At 59.0% G+C, this 17,907-nt stretch carries 24 protein-coding genes; 18 read left to right on the forward strand and 6 right to left on the reverse strand.

The genetic code is table 11. The features are described from left to right. The 7 genes from JAB8_RS25300 to JAB8_RS25325 form a co-directional block, all read left to right on the forward strand. On the forward strand, positions 1–1,151 hold a 1,151-nt coding region (locus JAB8_RS25300; RefSeq protein ID WP_070292028.1), incomplete at its 5' end, for a phage tail sheath protein. 59 nt (positions 1,152–1,210) lie between these two features. Beyond that, positions 1,211–1,720 (forward strand): phage major tail tube protein, encoded by a 510-nt coding sequence (locus JAB8_RS25305; RefSeq protein ID WP_070292029.1) that lies wholly within the window; start codon positions 1,211–1,213, stop codon positions 1,718–1,720. Between the two features lie 40 nt (positions 1,721–1,760). Further along, on the forward strand, positions 1,761–2,069 hold the full coding sequence (locus JAB8_RS25310; protein WP_070292031.1) for a phage tail assembly protein: 309 nt from the start codon (positions 1,761–1,763) through the stop codon (positions 2,067–2,069). 8 nt (positions 2,070–2,077) lie between these two features. Beyond that, positions 2,078–2,191 (forward strand): GpE family phage tail protein, encoded by a 114-nt coding sequence (locus JAB8_RS28360; RefSeq protein WP_071650284.1) that lies wholly within the window; start codon positions 2,078–2,080, stop codon positions 2,189–2,191. A gap of 30 nt (positions 2,192–2,221) precedes the next feature. Further along, positions 2,222–5,062: a phage tail protein gene (locus JAB8_RS25315; RefSeq protein ID WP_083287926.1), complete on the forward strand. Its 2,841-nt coding sequence runs from the start codon at positions 2,222–2,224 to the stop codon at positions 5,060–5,062. Between the two features lie 16 nt (positions 5,063–5,078). Further along, positions 5,079–5,687, forward strand: a complete 609-nt coding sequence (locus JAB8_RS25320) for a phage tail protein (protein WP_070292035.1) — start codon at positions 5,079–5,081, stop codon at positions 5,685–5,687. Next, a complete protein-coding gene (locus JAB8_RS25325; RefSeq protein WP_070292037.1) occupies positions 5,684–6,961 on the forward strand; it encodes a phage late control D family protein in 1,278 nt (425 codons plus the stop codon). The genes JAB8_RS25320 and JAB8_RS25325 overlap by 4 nt, the downstream gene beginning before the upstream one ends. Positions 6,962–7,259: 298 nt before the next feature. On the opposite strand, the gene JAB8_RS25330 is transcribed toward JAB8_RS25325, so the two are convergent. From JAB8_RS25330 to JAB8_RS28365, 3 genes are read right to left on the reverse strand one after another with little or no spacing between them, the layout of a single operon-like run. Then, positions 7,260–7,919, reverse strand: a complete 660-nt coding sequence (locus JAB8_RS25330; protein ID WP_070292039.1) for a hypothetical protein — start codon at positions 7,917–7,919, stop codon at positions 7,260–7,262. Between the two features lie 48 nt (positions 7,920–7,967). Next, a complete protein-coding gene (locus JAB8_RS29300) occupies positions 7,968–8,318 on the reverse strand; it encodes a hypothetical protein (protein ID WP_139143185.1) in 351 nt (116 codons plus the stop codon). Next, a complete protein-coding gene (locus JAB8_RS28365; protein WP_071654461.1) occupies positions 8,315–8,770 on the reverse strand; it encodes a helix-turn-helix domain-containing protein in 456 nt (151 codons plus the stop codon). Before JAB8_RS28365 ends, JAB8_RS29300 begins: the two co-directional genes overlap by 4 nt. 80 nt (positions 8,771–8,850) lie before the next feature. On the opposite strand from JAB8_RS28365, the gene JAB8_RS25335 reads away from it, so the two are divergent. The 11 genes from JAB8_RS25335 (at position 8,851) to JAB8_RS28375 (ending at position 16,250) form a co-directional block, all read left to right on the forward strand. Beyond that, positions 8,851–9,054: a ribbon-helix-helix protein, CopG family gene (locus JAB8_RS25335; RefSeq protein WP_070292041.1), complete on the forward strand. Its 204-nt coding sequence runs from the start codon at positions 8,851–8,853 to the stop codon at positions 9,052–9,054. A gap of 10 nt (positions 9,055–9,064) precedes the next feature. Next, complete coding sequence (locus tag JAB8_RS25340; protein WP_070292043.1) at positions 9,065–9,268, forward strand: hypothetical protein; 204 nt, start codon at positions 9,065–9,067, stop codon at positions 9,266–9,268. 47 nt (positions 9,269–9,315) lie between these two features. Beyond that, complete coding sequence (locus JAB8_RS25345; protein WP_070292047.1) at positions 9,316–9,504, forward strand: hypothetical protein; 189 nt, start codon at positions 9,316–9,318, stop codon at positions 9,502–9,504. Next, positions 9,501–9,764 carry an ogr/Delta-like zinc finger family protein gene (locus JAB8_RS25350; RefSeq protein WP_070292048.1) on the forward strand — a complete coding sequence of 88 codons (264 nt, stop codon included), beginning with the start codon at positions 9,501–9,503 and terminating at the stop codon, positions 9,762–9,764. Before JAB8_RS25345 ends, JAB8_RS25350 begins: the two co-directional genes overlap by 4 nt. Before the next feature lie 120 nt (positions 9,765–9,884). After that, entirely contained in the window at positions 9,885–10,286 is a 402-nt protein-coding gene (locus JAB8_RS25355; RefSeq protein WP_070292049.1) for a hypothetical protein, read from the forward strand. Positions 10,287–10,387: 101 nt separating this feature from the next. Beyond that, the gene (locus JAB8_RS30070) at positions 10,388–10,741 is read left to right on the forward strand and encodes a hypothetical protein (protein WP_034745810.1); all 354 of its coding nucleotides are present in this window, start codon (positions 10,388–10,390) and stop codon (positions 10,739–10,741) included. Continuing rightward, positions 10,731–12,569, forward strand: coding sequence for a replication endonuclease (locus tag JAB8_RS25365; protein WP_083287927.1), 1,839 nt, complete (start codon positions 10,731–10,733; stop codon positions 12,567–12,569). The genes JAB8_RS30070 and JAB8_RS25365 overlap by 11 nt, the downstream gene beginning before the upstream one ends. Next, positions 12,566–12,718 carry a hypothetical protein gene (locus JAB8_RS29640; RefSeq protein ID WP_175445254.1) on the forward strand — a complete coding sequence of 51 codons (153 nt, stop codon included), beginning with the start codon at positions 12,566–12,568 and terminating at the stop codon, positions 12,716–12,718. Before JAB8_RS25365 ends, JAB8_RS29640 begins: the two co-directional genes overlap by 4 nt. Further along, positions 12,712–12,951: a hypothetical protein gene (locus JAB8_RS25370; protein ID WP_070292051.1), complete on the forward strand. Its 240-nt coding sequence runs from the start codon at positions 12,712–12,714 to the stop codon at positions 12,949–12,951. Before JAB8_RS29640 ends, JAB8_RS25370 begins: the two co-directional genes overlap by 7 nt. A 306-nt stretch (positions 12,952–13,257) precedes the next feature. Then, on the forward strand, positions 13,258–14,406 hold the full coding sequence (locus JAB8_RS25375) for a DUF3596 domain-containing protein (protein ID WP_070292052.1): 1,149 nt from the start codon (positions 13,258–13,260) through the stop codon (positions 14,404–14,406). Positions 14,407–15,179: 773 nt separating this feature from the next. Beyond that, the gene (locus tag JAB8_RS28375) at positions 15,180–16,250 is read left to right on the forward strand and encodes a macro domain-containing protein (protein ID WP_071654463.1); all 1,071 of its coding nucleotides are present in this window, start codon (positions 15,180–15,182) and stop codon (positions 16,248–16,250) included. Positions 16,251–16,600: 350 nt separating this feature from the next. Here the strand turns inward: JAB8_RS28375 and JAB8_RS25385 are convergent, their stop codons facing one another. From JAB8_RS25385 to JAB8_RS29310, 3 genes are read right to left on the reverse strand one after another with little or no spacing between them, the layout of a single operon-like run. Then, positions 16,601–16,987, reverse strand: a complete 387-nt coding sequence (locus JAB8_RS25385) for a hypothetical protein (RefSeq protein WP_083287928.1) — start codon at positions 16,985–16,987, stop codon at positions 16,601–16,603. Continuing rightward, positions 16,981–17,349 (reverse strand): hypothetical protein, encoded by a 369-nt coding sequence (locus tag JAB8_RS25390; RefSeq protein ID WP_070292055.1) that lies wholly within the window; start codon positions 17,347–17,349, stop codon positions 16,981–16,983. The genes JAB8_RS25385 and JAB8_RS25390 overlap by 7 nt, the downstream gene beginning before the upstream one ends. A 13-nt stretch (positions 17,350–17,362) precedes the next feature. Then, positions 17,363–17,824: a penicillin-insensitive murein endopeptidase gene (locus tag JAB8_RS29310; protein ID WP_139143186.1), complete on the reverse strand. Its 462-nt coding sequence runs from the start codon at positions 17,822–17,824 to the stop codon at positions 17,363–17,365. Positions 17,825–17,907 lie beyond the last annotated feature (83 nt).

Below are 17,907 nucleotides of genomic sequence, written 5' to 3' on the forward strand. Positions count from 1 at the left end.
TGCGCGTCATTGAAATCAACGAGGGTTCGCGCCCGATCCGCACCGTCTCCACGGCAGTGCTAGGCCTGATCGCCACGGCCGACGATGCTGACCCGGCGGCCTTCCCGCTCGACACACCCGTGCTCGTTACCAACGTGCTGGCCGCCATGGGCAAGGCCGGCAAGACGGGCACCTTGTATCGCGCGCTGGAAGCCATTGCCGCGCAGACCAAGCCCCTGACCATCGTCGTGCGCGTGGCCGAAGGCGAGACAGAAGCGGAAACCACCACCAATGTGGTGGGCGGTGTCTCGCCGGACGGCAAGTACCTGGGCGTGAAAGCCTTGCTGGCCGCGCAAAGCAAGCTGGGCGTGAAACCGCGCATCCTGGGCGCGCCGGGGTTGGATACCAAGGCCGTCACCAACGCCCTGGCCAGCGTGGCGCAGCAACTGCGCAGCTTCGTGTACGCCTCCGCGTATGGCTGCAGCAACGTGGTGGCCGCCACCACCTATCGCGGCCAGTTCGGCCAGCGCGAGGTCATGATTATCTGGCCGGACTTCGTCAACTGGGACAAGACCATCGACGAAGAGGCCAGCATTTCCGCCGTGGCCTACGCCATGGGCCTGCGCGCCAAGATCGACGAGGAAACGGGCTGGCACAAGACCTTGTCCAACGTGGTCGTGAATGGTCCGACCGGCATCAGCAAGGACGTGTTTTTTGATCTGCAAGATCCGGCCACCGACGCCGGCGTGCTCAACGCCAAGGAAGTGACGACCCTGATTAACATGGGCGGTTACCGCTTTTGGGGTTCGCGCACCTGCGAGGCGCCGGGTGGCTTCTTCTATTTCGAAAGCTACACGCGCACGGCCCAGGTGCTGGCCGACACCATCGCCGAAGCGCATTTCGCCTTTGTCGACCTGCCCTTGCATCCGTCGCTGGTGCGCGACCTGCTGGAGAGCATCAACGCCAAGTTCCGCGACCTGAAATTGCAGGGCTACATCATCGACGGCCACGCCTGGTATGACGAACAGTTCAACGACAAGGACACGCTCAAGGCGGGCAAGCTGGCCATCGACTACGACTACACGCCCGTGCCGCCGCTGGAAAACCTGCGCTTCCAGCAGCGCATCACCGACCGCTACCTGGCCGACTTCGCCTCGCGTATCGCCGCCTAAGCATCATCAGCACCACCCTGCCCGCGCCGCGCGGGCGCAACTGAACAACGGAGAACACTATGGGCCTGCCCCGCAAACTGAAAAACTTCAACCTGTTCCAGAACGGCGTGTCCTTCCTGGGCATGGTGCCGGAAGTCACCTTGCCGAAACTGAGTCGCAAGATGGAAGAGTACCGCGCCGGCGGCATGAGCGGTCCCGTGTCCGTGGACTTCGGCAACGAGGCATTGTCGCTGGAATGGAGCGCCGGCGGATTGATCGCCGAAGCCCTGAAACAGTACGGCGCGCCCACGCACGGCGCCGTACAACTGCGCTTTGCCGGCGCCTACCAGGAAGACGACGAGGGCACGGTCGCCGCCGTCGAGGTCGTCGTGCGCGGCCGTTACAAGGAAATCGACATGGGCGGCGCCAAGATGGGCGACGACACCACGCACAAATACACGATGCCCTGCAGCTATTACAAGCTGATGATCGACGGCGCCACCGTCATCGAACTGGACTTCATGAGCGGCACCGAGAACTTCGGCGGCGGCGACACCAACGCGGCCATCCGCAAGGCCATCGGCCTGTAATCCCCTTTTTTACTTATCACCACACCACAAGGACAACACCATGAACACCGAAAACAACAATCAAGCCATCATCGAACTGGACGAGCCGATCAAGCGCGGCGACACCTTCATCACCGCGCTGACCGTGCGCAAGCCCAAGGCGGGCGCCCTGCGAGGTATTTCCCTGATCGAGCTGGCCAACCTGAACGTGTCGGCCTTGCAGATCGTGCTGCCGCGCATCACCGAGCCGACCTTAACCGCGCACGACATCGCCAACATGGACCCGGCCGACCTGCTGGCCGTGGGCGCCGAGGTCGCCGGTTTTTTGGCGAGCAAAGCCGATCGCCTTTCGGTATCCCCGGCGAAGTAGAAGACGCCATGGCCGACATTGCCGGCGTCTTCCACTGGACGCCGGCGGCGATGGACGGCTTTACGATTGATGAACTGATGGCCTGGCGCGAACGCGCCCGGCAGCGAAGCGGAGCGGAATAGATGGCTGGTCGGGATTTGAAGTTACAGGTAGTGTTTGCGGCACTGGACAAGATCACCGGCCCGCTGAAAAAGATCATGGGCGGCTCCGGAGAGACGGCCAAGGCCTTGAAGGCCACCAGTGACCGCTTGCGCGAGCTGAACGCACAGCAAAAGAACATCAGCAAATTCCGCGAGCTGCACGGCGGCCTGGACGCCACCCGCACCAAGCTGGAAGCGGCCCAGCAGAAGGTGGCCAGCCTGGCCACCAAGATGAAGCAGACGGAAGCGCCCACACGCGCCATGACGCGTGAATTTAACGCCGCCGTCAAAGCGGCCGGCGCCTTGAAGACGGCCGGCCAGCAGCAGGCCCAGCAATTGCAAGTCATGCGCGAGCGCCTGGGCGCCGCCGGCATCGGCACCAAAGACCTGGCCAACCACGAGCGCACCTTGCGCCGCGAGATCGAGGCCACCAACAAAACCATGACGCTGCAGCAGCAGAAGCTGGCCAATGCGGCCGCCAAGCAGCAGCGCGTCACCAATGCCACCCAGCACGCCGACAAGCTGCGCAACAAGGCGGGCAACTTGGCCATGGCCGGCGCAGGCGCCACCGCCACGGGCGCCGTCATCGGTGCGCCCGTCGTCAAGGGACTGAACGAGGCCAAGCACTATCAAACGGAAGTGGGCAGGGTCAACGCGCTGGGCCTGGGCGACAAGGTGTCAGCCGAAGCCGTCGCCTTCGCGCGCAACATGAAGACCTACGGCACCAGCCAGCTCGACAACCTGCAGCTCATGCGCGACGGCATGAGCGCCTTTGCCGACGTGCACCACGCGGAAATGGTCGCCCCTACCCTGGCCAAGATGAAGTTTGCCAATCACGCCTTCTTTGGCGAGGCCGAAGGCGCCGACAACGAACGCAAGTTCATGGACATGCTCAAGGTCATCGAGCTGCGCGGCGGCCTGGAGAGCAAGGAAAAGTTCGAGGCCCAGGCCAATATCGTGCAGCAAGTCATCACTGCCACGGGCGGGCGCGTCGGCCCGAATGAATGGCTGAACATGATTAAAACCGGCGGCCTCGCCGCCAAAGGCCTGCAAGACGATGCCTTTTACTACCAGATGGAACCGCTGGTGCAGGAAATGGGCGGCAACCGCGTCGGTACGTCCCTGATGAGCGCCTACCAGAACTTGTACCAGGGCCGCACGACGAAGCGCTCAGCCAAAAAGCTGGAAGAGTTCGGCCTGATCGGCGACAAGAGCAAGGTCAAGCACGACAAAGCGGGGCAAATTTCCTTCCTCGATCCCGGCGCGCTGCTGGGTTCAGAGCTGTTCCGCGAAAACCAGTTCGAATGGCTGGAAAAGGTGCTGTTGCCGCAACTGGCAAAGAAGGGCATCACCGAAAAGAAACAGGTGCTCGACGCCATCGGCAGCATTTTTTCCAACCGCACCGCGTCGAACCTGCATTCGCAGATGTACTTGCAGCGCGTGCAGATTCACAAGAACGAAAAGCTCAACCGGGGCGCCGCCAATATCGCCCAACTGGACAAGCTGGGGCGCGACTCTGCCGCTGGCAAGGAACTGGAAGCGCAAGCCAAGCTGGCCAACCTCAAGCTCACCATGGGCGAGAAAATCCTGCCGCTGTACGCGCAGGGACTGGAAATGGCCATCAGCGCCGTGCAGCGCCTGAATGGTTTCATGGAGCGCAACCCGACCGTGGCCAAGATCATGATTACCGCTTTTGCCGTGCTGGCCGGCCTGCTGCTGGTGCTCGGCCCGGTGATGCTGGGTATCGCCGCCATGATCGGCCCGTATGCCATGCTGCACGTCATGTTTGCCAAGATGGGCGTCACGGGTGGCGTGCTCACGCCGATTCTGCGCGGCCTGGGCGGCGCCTTCATGTGGGCGGGCCGCGCCGTGCTGTGGCTGGGCCGCGCCCTGATGCTCAATCCGATTGGCCTGGCCATCACGGTCATCGCCGGCGCCGCCTACCTGATCTATAAATATTGGGAGCCGATCAAGGCCTTCTTTACCGGCATCTGGTCGCACGTCAAAACGGCGTTTGCCGGCGGTATAGGCGGCGTCAGCAGCCTGATTGCCAACTGGTCGCCGCTGGGCCTGTTCTATCGCGCGTTCGCGGGCGTGCTGGGCTGGTTCGGCATTGCGCTGCCGGCCACGTTCACCGACTTCGGCGCCAGCATCCTGCAGCGCATCACCGCGTCCTGGACACCTATCGCCGCCTTCTTTAGCGATATCTGGTCGCGCCTGCGCACGGTCTGTGCCGGCGGCATGGGCAACATCACGGCCCTGATTATCAACTGGTCGCCGGTCGGTGTGTTTTACCAGGCCTTCGCGGGCGTCATGAGCTGGTTCGGAATCAAGCTGCCGGCCCAGTTCACCGAGTTCGGCGCCAACATCCTGCGCGGCCTGATCAACGGCATCACAGGTTCCATGGGCGCCGTCAAGGACGCCATCAGCAATGCCGGTTCCAGCACCATTGCCTGGTTCAAGGAAAAGCTGGGCATCCACAGCCCGAGCCGCGTCTTTGCCCAGCTCGGCGACTACACCATGCAGGGCCTGGCCGTGGGCCTGGACCGCAGCGAAGGCGCGCCGATTGCCAAGGTGTCCGGCCTGGCGCAGCGCATGGCGCAATTGGGCGCCGGCATCGCCATCGGCACGGCCACGGCGCTACCCGCCAGCGCCTTCGACACGCGCGCGCCGCTGTCCCAGGGCGGGTTTGCCGCCGGCATGACCATCCAGGGCGACAAGATCGAAATCACCATCCAGGCGCAAGCCGGTTCCGATCCCCAGGCCATCGCCCGCGCCGTATATGCGGCCATGGAACAGCGCGACCGCGAAAAGGCGGCACGCATCCGCTCGTCCCTGCGCGACCACGATTAAGAAAGAACAGCACACCATGATGATGATTTTAGGAATGTTCGTGTTCAGCCTGCCGACCCTGGCCTATCACGAGCTGCAGCGGCAAACGGAATGGAAGCACGCCAGCACGGCCCGCGTGGGCCTGCGCGACGCGCACCAGTACGTGGGGCCTGGCGACGACACCATTACCCTGTCGGGCTGGGTGGCGCCGGAACTGACCGGCTCCCTGTACTCGCTCGATGCGCTGCGCATGATGGCCGATACCGGTAAATCGTGGATTTTGATCCAGGGCACGGGCCGCATTCTCGGCTCCTACCGCATCACCAGCATGACCGAGGGGCGCAGTATCCTCGACGGCAGCGGCGGCGCGCGCCGCGTCGAGTTCTCGATTGCGCTCAAGCGTGACGACGACGGCGTGCTGGCCATGGTGGGCCTGGGCGACATCGGCGACCTGAAAAACATGCTCAGCATCGACGGCATGACCAGCAGCATTGCGGGCGCGGCAAAGAACGCCGTGGGCAGCGTGGTGGGCAATGTGGTCGGAGGCATCACCTCGAAATACGGGGGCGTCGTCAGCGAGATGAAAGACAAGATCGGCGGCAGCATCAGCAGCGCCATCGGCAGCGCGGCGGACAAGTTCAAATGAGCGAGCATATCCCCGCCTTCAAGGTCAGCATCGAGGACAAGGATTTGACGGCCATCGTCTCGCCGCGGCTGATCAATTTGACGTTGACCTTGTGCCGTGGCGACGAGAGCGACCAGCTCGACATTTCCCTGGATGACAGCGACGGCAAGCTGGCCCTGCCGCCGCGCGGCGCTCAGATCGCCCTGGCACTGGGCTGGCAAGCCACCGGACTGGTGGATATGGGCAAGTTCACCGTGGACGAGGTGGAGCACAGCGGCGCGCCCGATACCATCACCCTGCGCGCCAGATCGGCAAACCTGATCGATACCTTCAAACAGCAGCAGGAGCACAGCTTTCACAAGACCACCCTGGGTGCCATCATCGAGGCCATCGCCTTCCGCAACGAGCTGGCGTCGGGCGTGTCGGCGCGCCTGCGCGACACCGCCGTCGAGCACATCGACCAGACCCACGAAAGCGATGCGGCCTTCCTGCGCCGGCTGGGCAGGAAATACGACGCGGTGGCCACCGTCAAGAACGACACCCTGCTCTTCATCCCAATCAACCAGAGCCGCACGGCCAGCGGCAAGGTGCTGCCCGTCATTCCCATCACGCGCGCCCTGGGCGACGGCCACCGCTACCACAGCGCCGAAAGCGACGCCTACACGGGCGTGCGCGCCTTCTGGCATGACGAGCGCTACGCGCGCCGCCGCAGCGTTGTGGCCGGCGTACCGGGCAACAGCAAGCGCCTGCGCACCACCTTCGCCAATGAAGCCGACGCACGCGCGGCGGCCGTCGCCGAATGGCAGCGTATCCTGCGCGGCCTGGCCACCTTCGAAATGAGCCTGGCCCTGGGCAACCCGGCCGTGTTCCCGCAATCGCCCGTGACCGTACAAGGCTTCAAGCCCGAGATCGACGCCACCGAATGGCTATCGGTCAAGGTCACGCACAACCTGGGTGGCAACGGCTTTACTACGCGCGTGGAGTTTGAAACGAATACGGAAGCGGTCGAGGCCGAGCGCGAGGACGAGAAAGACCCGGACGAAGGCGTCACGGGCGTGGTGGCGAAGTGGAAGGACGTGGCGAGGAAAAAGAAACAGACAGGCCAGGAAATGGCGGGATCAGTGGGTAATCTCAAAACGTTGGAGCATCTATATACGACCAAACAGAATGCAGAAAGCGCCGTCAAAAAGGCATGGAATCGCATTCTGGAAGTACGCGACATCATCATGGAAAACAGCGAGCAACCTTGGGTGCCAGGTAAGGAACCGTCCAACCACATCGCGGAAGCAGTATGAATTCAATTACACGGAGAGAAGTATGAATGAGAACAATCAAAACACAATAGACACGGACGAGACAGAGCGCGAAGAAAATGAGATTCGTAATCACATCCACCGCCAGATACTTGGAATATCGGATCAAGTTCATTCCAAAGAAATCTGGCGTAAGATTCTGGCGGATGCCAGTCCTGAGTCCATTGCTACCGCCCTTAGCACACAGCTCACACATTTCAACTATAGGGAAGTTCAGCGCTGCAAATGCTGCGGACTGTGCAGTTACCCGTGCACCTGAAACGGAGAAAAACAATAAATCCTATTTTTTTTCGCTAAGGGACCAGCGTGGACTTCCTGCTGGCCCGTTGTTCATGCACTCACGTATTGATCCGTTCGGCATCTTGATAGAGCTTCCCATCGAGTATCCCTTTCCATCGACCAGGCAACTTGTCTCTAAGGACGATTTGGGCGCAGTGGCGACAGCGGAAGGCAACCACAGCCAGCCGCAAAACAGGATCGCTCCCACCAGCAAGGTCCATTGCGCCACGACAATTGCCCGTACTCGCTTGATTTCGGCTTGGTGACGAGTGCAGGCATGGCACGTTATCGCTGGTTCCACCTCCGCGCGCGGAGGAGTAATAGGCGCTACAGCGGACACAGGAGCACTTTGCTGCGCAACAATACGGGCATCGAGCAATTCCATGGCCGCCATGTACTTATCCCCAGGGAATGCGTCCATGTTGGCAGCGCCGAAACTATTCAGCAACACTCGATAGACATTCAGTGGAGACCCTCCTTCCAGCGCGACCAATGCCTTGACCTTGGCCGTTACGTCTTGCCGCTGTAGCTTTGTCAGCGGCTGAAATTCAGTTTTTGAGCCTATCGTGAGATTTACTACGTTGCTTTGGCGCGGCGCCTCATTCAAGTCGCCCATCACGGCATTGCTAACATCCCGCTTAAATTCTACTTTCTCTGCCATTTTTCCAATCCAACTTTATTTCTCGCGACGCCTTACGATGCTGCTGGCCTATTTTTTTACTTTTCTATAGTTTGGCTCAGCAATATGAATCCCATTGACCGCACCTTTAACCGAAACAGGAACCGCCTCAATAAGAGGAGAGTTTTCAACAGTGATCACTTTCAGCCTATCACCAGGGCCTGTTAGTAAGCACCGCTTTGAATCAAACAGTGCCTGCAATCGAGTCTGCTCCCCAGCGCTCGCGAATTTAAACCCGGTAATCAAATCTTCAGCAGATATGCAAGCGATAGTAGGTGCTATGGGTTCCACAACATCCTCCGCCTTAAATTTTGATGGGCCAGCAAAAACACTTGACACTCCAAAGCCTAAAGCAACTACCAGCAATATTTTTTTCTTCATTTAATGATCTTTTTATTGGCAACATTGACCGTCAAGGGGCCGGCAACATCACCATTAACCTGGTGTCCGACTGCGCCTTTGATAGTGATTTTTTGCTTGCGCTGAGTCTGCGAAGCTGCCGCAGCAACTGGAGTTGACGCAGTTCCTTCTGTCATTCCCTCAACCAGGCCGAGCAGACGCAACTTTCCTCGAAGGTCTAACTTCCGAAAGGCTAGCAGCAACTCGCTTTCCTCTGCCGGTAGCTCGTCCGAAGATGGCGTGCCATGCAATAAAAAGTGGGAATCCACTCCGGCACCGCAAACAGCTATCAGGTAGTCAGAATCCGGCTTCCTAGAGCCACTCTCATAATTTAATTGCGTGTCTTTTGTTACGCCAGCCAGGGCCGCAAACTTCTCTTGGCTCAAGCCCAAACGCTTTCGTTCGGCGCGAAGACGATCTTTGAAATACGACATATGACCACTTTTTTATTTGACATGTGGACATTCGTCCACTATAGTTACGCCATCCTGTAGCGATTACACATCATAACATTATGAAAAACGTATCCAAAATCGGGCGCACTGCCAAGGGCGTCACTTCGCAGCCTTTGGGCGTCCGCTTGTCGCCTGATGAAGTGCTGGAAGTCGAAGCCATTGCCGCCGAGCAAGAACGATCCCGTGCCTGGTTATTGCGCTTCCTGATCTTGCGCGGCCTCGCCGACTACAAGCGCGAAATCGCTTCCCAAATCACCCACTAAGGACGACGCCATGTACCCAGATGCAAAACGTATCCGAAACCACCGCGTCATGTTGCGCCTGGACGATTACGAACACCAGCTTGTTTCCTCGCTCGCCGATTACCAGGGCGAAGCGCTTGCGGTGCTGGTGCGTCAGATCGTCATGCGCGAAGCCTTAGCAGTTATTGCAGGTGACGAAGCCAACATCGACAGCGTACAGCTTCGCAGTGCTTAATCCGAGACACTGAATAGTAACTTTTAAGCAACTGCAAAGCTACCCACATGCCAGATCACCAAATTAATCTCAATGACGACGAGCGCGCGCTGCTAGAAATCGTGCGCCAACGCCAGGGGCTGGCAAGTATCGATCAGGCGGCTGAATGGCTCGTCAAGTCGCGCTTACGCAAGCAGGCAAAAAACATGACAGGTCGCGGTCGCGCCTTATACCAAGTGGAAAGAAAGCTGAAATGAGAGTTATCGGCCTGCCCTGCCCGCATTGCGAAAACACCGTCCGCGCCGTCAAAAGCCGCACGATGTCTGCCATGTTCAAGGAAATCACCTACATGTGCCAGAACCCCGAATGCGGGCACTCCTTCGTGGCAGGCCTGGAAGTACTGCGCACCCTCTCGCTGTCCGCCATGCCCAAGGCCGATATCCGCATCCCGCTGTCCCAGCATGCGCGCGCGGCAGCCACCAGCCAGCTGGCCCTGGACCTGACGGCGGGCTACTGATGACTATCCCGATCCTCGCACCGCCGTAGCCCGGCCGCTGTAACTCCCCTCTTTTGCTGTGCCCTGCAGCGCTCCCTTTTGAGCGTGCGGGATTCGTTCAACCTGAAATAAGGAAAACCGATGGAAACCACGATGTACGCCGCCAGTCAGGCCGACTATTCCACGGCGCCGGGCGCGCCCCGCCCAGCCATGCAAAAGTGCCTCGTGCCGGTGGCGCCGACCTGCTTCCTGCTGCAAGCCCACACTGGCGCCGACATCGAAGCACTGTCCGCTTATATCCGCGAGATTGCCAAGACCTATCACGCCTACGGCGCTGCCAATATAACCTTCATCGTCAGCGATGCGCAGGCACTGGAGCGTGACGGCTTTTTCGCGCCAGCCAAGCAGCGCGCCCTGGTCGGCAAGCTGCCTATTGAGGTGAACTACATTTTCGCCAACGAAGCAGGTTCCCGCCACTGCTGCGGCGCATCGCACACGCTCCCGTACTGGGCAGAGCAATTTCTCAAGCCAGGGGCACGCTGATGCTGCGCCTGGCCAAAACCTGCGGCATCTGGCTGCTGACGCTCCTGATTGTCATTGCCCCCGGCGTGCTGCGGGCCATTGGCTTCATCAAGGACTGAACCATGCCGGCGTCCCTTATCGACAATCACCTGTCCTTCCAGCCTGCCGCCGAAATTCTGGCCGCGCGCGACAAGGACATGCCGACGCCACCGGGCGCCGGGCATGCGCTGGCTGCCATTGCCGAAGCCAAGGCCCAGCTACGCAGCATCAAGCCGCGCAACCTGGCGCCCTTCATGGCCCAGGCTTGGGGATTGTCGCCGCGTGGCGCGCGCCGTTCCGTGCTGATCGCCGCCGGCATGGACGCCGACCGCTGGGAATCGCCCATCCATTCATTTACCGAGGAAGAGCGCATCGAGCTGCGCGCCGCCACCTCTGCCGCTATCCGTGTGTACGAAAGACTGTTGAATGCAATCTAAACAAATCCTGCTGCCTGCCCCGCAGCGTCACGAAGCCTTTTTACGATCCGCACAGTTCGCGCCCGAGCTGGCGCGTATCCCTTACAAATGGCGCAACCGCGTCATCACGGCCGCCATGGCCAAGATGGCCTGGTCGTCTTGGTACAAAGTCTATGAGTCCGTCGCCACCAGCTTTGTGCGCGAGTTCGCTGAGCAATACGTGCCGGCCGGCGTCGACCTGTCGCAAAGCGATGCCGACATCGTGGCCACCGCCGAGCGCGCTGCTTCGGGCGTCACAAGAATGCTGTGGATGGCCGTGTCCGACACGCACGCCCTGCAGATCATGGCCGACGAATGCGCCTCGTATGGCATCGAGCTGCCCGAGTTCGACACGATGACCGACACCATTGCCCGCCTGGTGGACGCCCGTTGGTGGCGCCGCCAGTTGCGCAAGCGCGTCAAGCGCGCCTTTGAAGCCGGCAATATCCGCCTGGGCTATGTGAACTATCGCGGCGAACCCTACGCCAGCAACGACGCCGTGCTGTCGCGCCTGGCGCAAAACCGCCGCAACGCGGCAGCGCTGGCCGCCACCCTGGTGCAAAACGAGAATGGCCAGCAATTCAGCATCGCCGAGCTGGCCGAGAAAACGACTGCGAATAAAGCCATCCGGCGCGGCGAGCTGATGTTGCGCATCAATGGCTTTGAACAGATCGCCCGCGAGTGCGGCGACCAGGGCATTTTCATCACCTGGACGTGCCCATCGCGCTTTCATGCCATGCAGCACAGCGGCAAGCCAAACGACAAGTTCGACGGCTCCACACCACGCGAGGCAAATGCGTACCTGGGCAAGATGACATCGCTGTGCCGCTCCGCGCTGGCGCGCCGTGGCATCGGCCTGTACGGCTTTCGTATCGCCGAGCCGCACCACGACGGCTGCCCGCACTGGCATTTGCTGCTGTTCGTGCGCCCGACCGCGAAATACAAGACGGCCCATCTGCAGGACGTGGCCGGCCGCGCCATCCGCATCATGAAGCGCTACGCCTGGCGCGTGGATCGTGGCGAACCGGGCGCCTTCGCGCGCCGCCTGGACGTCAAGCGCATCGACTGGGCCAAGGGCAGCGCCGCCGGCTACATCGCCAAGTACGTGGCCAAGAACATCGACGGCGTGGCCGAGCACAAGACCAAAGAAGGCTATGTCGTCACGGCCGATACCGAAGGCGATGTCGAGCTGACGCCATCGGCGCGCGTCGAGTCCTGGGCCGCGTGCTGGGGCATCCGTCAATTCCAGCAATGGGGCGGCGCGCCCGTTACCGTGTGGCGCGAATTGCGCCGCATCGAGGAAAGCATGCTCAACGAAGCCCCGGCCGCCATGCGCCGCGCCTGGGACGCCGTGCAAAAGATCGACGGCGAAAAGCGCGCCTGCTGGGCCGAATACCTGCGCGCCCAGGGCGGCGCCCTGGTGCCGCGCAAGGAACTGGTCGTCACCTTGGCCAAGGACGAAAAAACCGTCATCGGCCGCTACGGTGAAACGCTGCGCACCACGCCCTACGGCGTGCGCTGCAGCGATCTGATTGGCGTGGTCTTCAAGTCCGTACGCCATACGTGGACGCCCGTACAGGCCACAGGCGCTCGCGCGGTGGCTGTTGGGGTTGCAGTTCCTCGGACTCGTGTAAATAACTGTACGCACCCCGACCGCCCTGCCCCGGCCACGCCGCCGGCGACGCCCGCGCCTGACCTGTCCGACGAGGCAAAAACAGCGGTCATTGCCGCTTGGGCGGCCGTCAACGCCTGCCCGTACCCCCGGCTGATCGTTCACGACAACCCATCGCATGAAGGAGCTACCACATGAAAACCTTTGCCGTGATCGTTCGCACCCAAACCGAACGCTTTGAATTTTTTGATGACGCCGCGTCCAGCGGCGACGTGATCGACGCCGCCATCGACCGCTACGGCGTGTGCGGCGTTACCGCCAAACTGAAAGGAGCACCGCAATGCTGAACACCCTGACCAATTCGCCGCGGCAAATCGCCTTGGGCGACCGCGTGACATTCGATACCGACGAAGGCTACCAGGCCGGCACCGTCAACGACCTGCGCCGCGACGTGGGCAATGGCGAGCTGCACGCCTGGGTGGAGCTGGATCACCAGTGGCCGGGCATGTTCCGGGCGGTGCCGCTGGGCGCCATCGAGGCGGTCAAGAAGGCAACCGCGCCTATCGGGTGCCCAGCATGACGACGGCATCCCCCGCAGAGGAAGCGGATTACAAGGAGTTTTGTCGACTGCGCGATTACCGCAAGCCAGGCGCTGAGGTGCCGCAATACACGGAGGCCGAAGCGTTTGCTTTGGCGGTACAAACCGATTCCGAGAATAGGAAAAAGAAATGCTTCGCTACATGACCATACCGAAGTTCTCTACCGAGTCGGGTTACACGCCCGACGCGATCAGAACAAAGATCCGGGACGGGATCTGGCCGAAAGACGCCGTCTGGATCAAGGCACCAGACAATCGAATTTTAATTGACGTAAAAGGGTATGAATCATGGGTAGAGACGGGCGAGGTGTTAAAGCTGCATCGGAAAGCAGCATCGAAATCACCTTCATGTATCGCGGCACCAGGTGCAGGGAAAGGATCGCGCTCAAGCCCACCTCCGCTAATCTGAAACGGGCCGAGAACCACCGGGCGGCGATCCTGCACGCTATCGCCACCAACAGCTTTGACTACACGGCCACCTTTCCGCAATCATCCAATGCCGTCAAATTCGCTGACCAAGTGGGGGATGTCCAGACCATCGAGGCGTTCCTGGACAAGTGGCTGGACAGGCAGAAAAAGCACCTCAAGGCCAGCACGTACAACGGCTATCGCAAGATCGTCGTTGGCCAGCTGATCCCTTGGTTCGGCACTATCATGCTGTCGGCGCTGCGCAAGAAAGACGTGCGGGCGAAGCTGGAGCCCATGACCGCGACCAACAAAACCATGGCCAACATCCAGAGCGTGCTGCGCAAGGCGCTGGACGACGCGATAGAGGACGAGCTGATCGAGGTCAACCCGCTGGCGCGATGGTGCTACTCCAAGGTGGAGGCGCCGCAGTCGAAGGACGATATCGACCCGTTCACGAAAGAGGAGCAGGCGGCGATTCTCGCGCAAGCAACCGGCCAGGGGCGCAACCTGCTGCAGTTTGCCTTCTGGACAGGCATGCGCACGTCCGAGCTGGTGGCCCTGGACTGGGCCGACGTCGACTTCGTGCGCGGCGTCGTGATGGTGACGCGTGCCCTCACCCAACACTCCAAGGCGGCAGAAAGCACCAAGACGAACGCCGGCCGCCGTGAAGTCAAGCTGCTGGAGCGTGCGATGCATGCGCTGCAGGAACAAAAGGCGTTCACCTGGGTGAAAGGCGAGGAAGTCTTTCAAAATCCACGCCTGGAACGGCGCTGGGAGGGCGACCAGCCGATCCGAAAAACACTATGGACGGGGATATTGACGAGCGCTGGGGTGCGGTATCGCAACCCTTACCAGACGCGGCATACCTATGCCAGTATGATGCTATCGGCTGGGGAACATCCGATGTGGGTGGCGAAGCAAATGGGGCATGCCGACTGGACAATGATTGCGCGAGTGTATGGACGTTGGATGCCTGACGCGGACCAAAGTGCAGGCTCGAAGGCGGAAATAATCTTCGGCATGCGCTAACTCAAACTTCATCTGCGATGGTCTGCCCGATGAGCAAGAGTTCGCATGAGCAAAAACATGCAATATGTGAAATTTATATTTTTAAAATTTCACAATTACAACCTATAATTGATGTCCTTATGCAACTCAGGGTAGGACATGGCGATCGACCCAAGCAAGACTCCCATATACCATATTACTGACATTGCCAATCTAGAAAGCATTATTCAGAATGGCGGTCTTCACTCTGACGTTGCCTTAGCGCAGGCTCGTGTGGAGCCGACAAACATTGGTCACGCGAATATCAAGTGGCGTCGAATGCACGTAAACAAAGTTCAGTGTTGCGGGGATAGGTTTGTCGGTGAATTTGTTCCGTTTTACTTTTGCCCACGCTCCCCAATGCTCTACACTGTAAATAACGGAAATACAGGGCGCCCTGTAGGGTGTCAAACTGGAATTCTACACTTGGTAAGCGATGTATTACGAGGTTCGAGCCTAGGTCGCCAGTGGGCAGTCAGCGATGGCAACGCAGGGTCAGCGTATCCAACGTTCTCGAATGCACCTGGAGTACTGGACACTGTCAACTGGGCAATTATTAAGTCAAATCAGTGGGCAGGCCCCCGAATGAATGCCAAGCAAACAGAATTTCTAGTCGCAGATTTTTACCCCATCACCTCTTTCACGAGTATTGGGTGCAATACCGAACAGACAGCGGCAACGACGCGTGCGATTTTATTCCAACACGGAATCCAGATCGAAGTAAACGTCCTTCCTCATTGGTACTATTGATATATATGTTTAAGATAACATCTGGCAACTTACTCGATGCTCCAGTCGAGGCGTTGGTTAATACCGTCAACACCGAAGGTGTCATGGGAAAGGGCATTGCATTGCAATTCAAGCAAGCATTTCCCACCATGTTCAAGGCGTATGAACTTGCTTGTAAAGCGAAGGAAGTGCGTCTTGGCAAAGTTCACCTGTATGATCTTGGGGGCCTTGTCGGTGGCCCACAGTGGATTGTCAATTTTCCAACAAAAGGACATTGGAAGTCCAAAAGCCGTTTAATCGACATTGAGGCTGGGCTGGCCGACTTAGTGATCCAAGTACAAGCACTCGGCATTCGCTCTATTGCTGTGCCTCCACTCGGTTGTGGATACGGAGGGCTTGATTGGGCAGACGTAGAACCGCTGATACGCGCCGCATTCACAGACCTCCCTAATGTGGAAGTTCATATGTATCCTCCGGGCAACACGCCATCTGCTTCTGATATGAAGATCGGAACAGACCGCCCAAAAATCACACCTGGGCGTGCTGCACTAATTTCAGTTTTTGATCGATATAAAAAAGGCCATTTAGCCCCCGACATCCAGTTGTTAGAGGTTCACAAGCTGATGTACTTTCTTCAGGAGGCAGGGCAACCGCTCAGGCTCCGATATGAACCACGTGCCTTTGGCCCGTACGCGCTAAACTTGCGCCAAGTATTAATTCAACTAGAGGGTCATTACATTCAGGGCTACGGCGCGGGCTCAGACAATCCGAAAACCAAGATTGATCTTATGGAAGGCGCAGTCGAGGAAGCTGCAACACTTGTCAATGCGGACCCAGACACAGTAGCGCGTATTGATCGTGTAGCCACATTGATACAGGGATTTGAAGATCCATATGGCCTAGAACTGCTGAGCTCTGTACACTGGGTTATGTGTCATGCCCCAAATGCTCGCGAATCAGCGGAAGCGACCGTCAATGCAGTTCATGCATGGAACGACCGAAAACGCAGGATGCTCAAGCGTGAGCATCTGGAGTATGCATGGGAGCGTTTAACGTCCGAAGGTTGGGATATCAAGTCCCGTAGCGCTCTACATTGACAGCATTAAGACAACCACCCCTCAGAAATGCGGATGTATCCTAACTTTACGGCTGGTTCGATTCCCGCCGTCTCCACCACTGAATAAATAAAAGGGCTTCCCCGTTTTGGCGGGGAGGCCCTTTTTATTTATTCCATGCATGCAGAGCGCGGGCAGCGCATCCGCGTCCGGTACGGGCGCGGGGGTTGTGCGGGGCCTTCGGCGAGCGCAGCCCGGCGCCGCACAACCGGGTTGCGCTTGCAAGCGCAACCCTCTCCGATTCGTCTGACTGGCTTTTGCGCCGCAGGCGGTTTTTCCTAACAACAACCTTAGCTGTTCAGGCTGTGCGCGTATGCCGGGCCTGACCCTCGCTACTCCGCGCACACCGCCCCACCCACCGTTCCCCCAATACTCAAGCCCGTCGACAAATCAAACCCAAAATCACAGCGATAACCATCCTTTGATCGATATCGGCACAGCAGCATGTCACGATTACGAATGCGTATTTGCGGATCGGCGCAGCCATCGCGCATATCCGGACCGATGGCTTCGAAGAGGTCTTTTGCGGCGGTGCCCGTCAAGCGAAACGCGACTTTGGTATCGCCCGCAACCGGGGCCACGGCATCGTCGAGATATGCGCCATAGATCGCGTACGAACCTGAAAAATCCTTCTGTACAAACTGCCAGACGGCCCGGACCTGATGCGCCAGCAGCAAGCACAGCATAGTGGCAAGTATCAGGCTGACGCGTTTCAGCATATGGAGCCGCCGATGCTGCGCCCGGTCAGCAGATCAAAGCCGAAGTCGCAGTGATGACCATCACGGGGATGGTAGGAGCAGCTCACTTCCGCCCGCTGGCGCAGGCGATATTCGCCATCCACGCCGCACGCGTTGCGCAAGTCGGGGCCCATCGCATCAAATAGCTGTTTCGCCGCCTTGCCGTCGATCCAGAACGCGATGCGCTTGTCTTTCCTTGTCGGCGGCTGTGGATCGCTCAGGCTTCCGCCATAAATCGCATAGCGGCCTTTGAATGGCTGATAAGAAAATAGCCATTGGGGGGCGGATTGGGCCATGGCCGTAGCCAAAACAAAGAGAAGAAAAACAGCGAGAAGACGTTTCATGTCATCTGCCCCGCTACTTGATCGTGACATGAAAATGGTCGTCGTGGCGTATCAGTGGTCTTATCCGGGGGATGGTGGGGTCATTAAAAAAGATAACCTGGACAAAGCTGAATTCAAAAAATATGCGGATCAGCTGTGCCGTTGCATCGCGGTCGTAGTGCGTGTCAAACCTTGTTACAGCGCTCTCCATTTTGTCTTTGCGAAGCAATCGGACGTCGACGTCTTTTCCGCTTCGATGACCTTTATGTTCACTGTAGGGAGTTCCATCAGCCAGGCTGATATTTCCGAAACCAATTTTCCGGCTATCGATGCCCTGCCATTGATGTTCAACCAAGAATAGCAGCGAAAGCAACTTGGGATGAGCATACTGGCCGGCACCATTGGGCGGTGTTCCATAGGTGTAGTAACCCGCGCCTTCCGGCCTTTGCGGAAGATTAAAGTAGCCGCGTCTATCCATGGGCTGCAATTCCAGCATGCGCACTCCTGAATGTAAAACCTCAGCGCTCAGCTCAACGCAAATGGCACCAGGTGATGCTCCCGTACATCTCACGGAGCATG

It is taken from the genome of Janthinobacterium sp. HH106 (assembly GCF_001758725.1).
Classification (GTDB): Bacteria; Pseudomonadota; Gammaproteobacteria; order Burkholderiales; family Burkholderiaceae_D; genus Janthinobacterium.

Excerpts from the sequence above, each read along its gene's own strand:
- JAB8_RS25305 (WP_070292029.1), top strand. The coding sequence starts at position 1,211 with ATGGGCCTGCCCCGCAAACTGAAAAACTTCAACCTGTTCCAGAACGGC.
- JAB8_RS25310 (WP_070292031.1), top strand. The coding sequence starts at position 1,761 with ATGAACACCGAAAACAACAATCAAGCCATCATCGAACTGGACGAGCCG.
- JAB8_RS28360 (WP_071650284.1), top strand. The coding sequence starts at position 2,078 with ATGGCCGACATTGCCGGCGTCTTCCACTGGACGCCGGCGGCGATGGAC.
- JAB8_RS25320 (WP_070292035.1), top strand. The coding sequence starts at position 5,079 with ATGATGATGATTTTAGGAATGTTCGTGTTCAGCCTGCCGACCCTGGCC.
- JAB8_RS25325 (WP_070292037.1), top strand. The coding sequence starts at position 5,684 with ATGAGCGAGCATATCCCCGCCTTCAAGGTCAGCATCGAGGACAAGGAT.
- JAB8_RS25330 (WP_070292039.1), bottom strand. The coding sequence starts at position 7,919 with ATGGCAGAGAAAGTAGAATTTAAGCGGGATGTTAGCAATGCCGTGATG.
- JAB8_RS29300 (WP_139143185.1), bottom strand. The coding sequence starts at position 8,318 with ATGAAGAAAAAAATATTGCTGGTAGTTGCTTTAGGCTTTGGAGTGTCA.
- JAB8_RS28365 (WP_071654461.1), bottom strand. The coding sequence starts at position 8,770 with ATGTCGTATTTCAAAGATCGTCTTCGCGCCGAACGAAAGCGTTTGGGC.
- JAB8_RS25335 (WP_070292041.1), top strand. The coding sequence starts at position 8,851 with ATGAAAAACGTATCCAAAATCGGGCGCACTGCCAAGGGCGTCACTTCG.
- JAB8_RS25340 (WP_070292043.1), top strand. The coding sequence starts at position 9,065 with ATGTACCCAGATGCAAAACGTATCCGAAACCACCGCGTCATGTTGCGC.
- JAB8_RS25345 (WP_070292047.1), top strand. The coding sequence starts at position 9,316 with ATGCCAGATCACCAAATTAATCTCAATGACGACGAGCGCGCGCTGCTA.
- JAB8_RS25350 (WP_070292048.1), top strand. The coding sequence starts at position 9,501 with ATGAGAGTTATCGGCCTGCCCTGCCCGCATTGCGAAAACACCGTCCGC.
- JAB8_RS25355 (WP_070292049.1), top strand. The coding sequence starts at position 9,885 with ATGGAAACCACGATGTACGCCGCCAGTCAGGCCGACTATTCCACGGCG.
- JAB8_RS30070 (WP_034745810.1), top strand. The coding sequence starts at position 10,388 with ATGCCGGCGTCCCTTATCGACAATCACCTGTCCTTCCAGCCTGCCGCC.
- JAB8_RS25365 (WP_083287927.1), top strand. The coding sequence starts at position 10,731 with ATGCAATCTAAACAAATCCTGCTGCCTGCCCCGCAGCGTCACGAAGCC.
- JAB8_RS29640 (WP_175445254.1), top strand. The coding sequence starts at position 12,566 with ATGAAAACCTTTGCCGTGATCGTTCGCACCCAAACCGAACGCTTTGAA.
- JAB8_RS25370 (WP_070292051.1), top strand. The coding sequence starts at position 12,712 with ATGCTGAACACCCTGACCAATTCGCCGCGGCAAATCGCCTTGGGCGAC.
- JAB8_RS25375 (WP_070292052.1), top strand. The coding sequence starts at position 13,258 with ATGGGTAGAGACGGGCGAGGTGTTAAAGCTGCATCGGAAAGCAGCATC.
- JAB8_RS28375 (WP_071654463.1), top strand. The coding sequence starts at position 15,180 with ATGTTTAAGATAACATCTGGCAACTTACTCGATGCTCCAGTCGAGGCG.
- JAB8_RS25385 (WP_083287928.1), bottom strand. The coding sequence starts at position 16,987 with ATGCTGAAACGCGTCAGCCTGATACTTGCCACTATGCTGTGCTTGCTG.
- JAB8_RS25390 (WP_070292055.1), bottom strand. The coding sequence starts at position 17,349 with ATGAAACGTCTTCTCGCTGTTTTTCTTCTCTTTGTTTTGGCTACGGCC.
- JAB8_RS29310 (WP_139143186.1), bottom strand. The coding sequence starts at position 17,824 with ATGCTGGAATTGCAGCCCATGGATAGACGCGGCTACTTTAATCTTCCG.